3 protein-coding genes are annotated in these 2,002 nt (G+C 68.3%); all 3 read left to right on the plus strand.

From position 1 onward, the window contains the following. Nucleotides 1-442 (plus strand): phosphoribosylanthranilate isomerase (locus FUT87_RS01170; protein ID WP_147239818.1); only part of this gene is annotated, 442 nt, incomplete at its 5' end. 87 nt (nt 443-529) lie between these two features. After that, the gene (trpB, locus tag FUT87_RS01175; protein ID WP_404935340.1) at nt 530-1,804 is read left to right on the plus strand and encodes a tryptophan synthase subunit beta; all 1,275 of its coding nucleotides are present in this window, start codon (nt 530-532) and stop codon (nt 1,802-1,804) included. Continuing rightward, nucleotides 1,801-2,002, plus strand: a 202-nt coding sequence (locus FUT87_RS01180) for a tryptophan synthase subunit alpha (RefSeq protein ID WP_186830300.1), incomplete at its 3' end; no start/stop codon positions are given. The genes trpB and FUT87_RS01180, both read left to right, overlap by 4 nt.

The following is a 2,002-nucleotide window of genomic DNA, read 5'->3' on the forward strand; positions in this document are numbered from 1 at the left end:
CGCGCCGGCGGCGATCGAGGCGGCGCTGGCCGCGATCCCGACGCTGACGCTGCAGTTCCACGGCGACGAGTCGCCCGAGGACTGCGACCGCTGGTCGCGCCCCTATCTGCGCGCGGCGCGCATGGCGCCGGGCTTCGATTTGCTAGACTTCGCGACTCGTTTCTCCCGCGCCCAGGCCGTGCTGGTCGACGCCTTCGTCGACGGCTACGGTGGAGGCGGAAAGGTCTTCGATTGGTCACTGCTGCCTCCAAGCGTTCCCTCTCCGGTCGTTTTGTCTGGTGGGTTGAGTGCAGCCAACGTGATCGATGGCGTGCGGCAGGTCCGGCCCTGGGCCGTTGACGTCAGCTCCGGCGTGGAGGCCGCCAAGGGCCTCAAGGACGCCGTGAAGATCCGCCAGTTCTGCGATGCCGTGCGCGAGGCCGACCGCCTGAAGTCGGCCTGATTCCGCTTCGAAGCGCGCGGGCATCCTCATAGAGGACCCCTCATGTCCAAGACCATCCCCGATTCGATCCCGTTCGTCACGGGACCGCTGGCCGGCTATGCGCAGCCTGACGCGCAAGGCCGCTTCGGCCCCGTGCCGACCGCCAACGCCCATGGCTACTACGGTGGCCGCTTCGTCGCCGAGACGCTGATCCATGCGCTCGACGAGCTGAATGAGGCCTACGCCCGCTACAGCCAGGATCCGGAGTTCATCCGCGAGTTCCAGTACGAGCTGGCCCATTTCGTCGGCCGTCCGAGCCCGATCTATCACGCCCGGCGCCTGAGCAGCGAGCTGGGCGGCGCGCAGATCTTCCTCAAGCGGGAGGACCTGAACCACACCGGCGCGCACAAGGTCAACAACACCATCGGCCAGGCGCTGCTGGCGCGCCGCATGGGCAAGAAGCGCGTCATCGCCGAGACCGGCGCCGGCCAGCACGGCGTGGCCACCGCCACGATCTGCGCCCGCTATGGCATGGAGTGCGTCGTCTACATGGGCTCGGAGGACGTGAAGCGCCAGTCGCCCAACGTCTACCGGATGAACCTGCTTGGAGCGAAGGTCGTCCCGGTGGAGTCCGGCTCCAAGACGCTCAAGGACGCGCTCAACGAGGCGATGCGTGACTGGGTCACCAACATCGAGTCGACCTTCTACATCATCGGCACCGTGGCCGGCCCGCATCCGTATCCGATGATGGTCCGGGACTTCCAGCGCATCATCGGCGACGAATGCCTGGTCCAGATGCCGCAGATGATCGGCAAGCAACCCGATGCGGTCATCGCCTGCGTCGGCGGCGGCAGCAACGCGATCGGCATCTTCTATCCCTACATCCCGCATCAGGACGTGCGACTGATCGGCGTCGAGGCAGCGGGGCAGGGCGTCGACACGCCCAAGCACGCGGCCACGCTGAGCGCCGGTTCGCCGGGCGTGCTGCACGGCAACCGCACCTACCTGCTGCAGGACGAGGCCGGCCAGATCATCGAGACCCACTCGATCTCCGCCGGCCTGGACTATCCGGGCGTCGGGCCCGAGCACGCCTACCTGAAGGACATCGGCCGCGCCGAGTACGTCGGCGCCACCGATGCCGAGGCGCTCGCCGCCTTCCATCGGCTGTGCCGCACCGAGGGCATCATCCCGGCGCTGGAATCGAGCCACGCGCTCGCGCATGCGATCAAGCTCGCGCCGACGATGCGCCCCGACCAGCACCTGCTGGTGAACCTGTCCGGCCGCGGCGACAAGGACATCGGCACCGTCGCCGACCTGTCGGGCGCCGAGTATTTCGACCGGCCCTCGATGGCCGGCCACGCCGTGAAGGGAGGTGCCCAATGAGCCGCATCCAGGCCACGTTCGAGCGGCTGGCCGCCGCGGGCCGCAAGGCGCTGATTCCCTACGTCACCGCCGGCGATCCGTATGCCGACGTGACGGTCGAGCTGATGCTGGCGATGGCCCAGGCCGGCGCCGACGTCATCGAGCTGGGGGTGCCGTTCTCCGATCCGATGGCCGACGGCCCGGTGATCCAGAAGGCCA

It is taken from the genome of Mitsuaria sp. TWR114 (genome assembly GCF_007997345.1).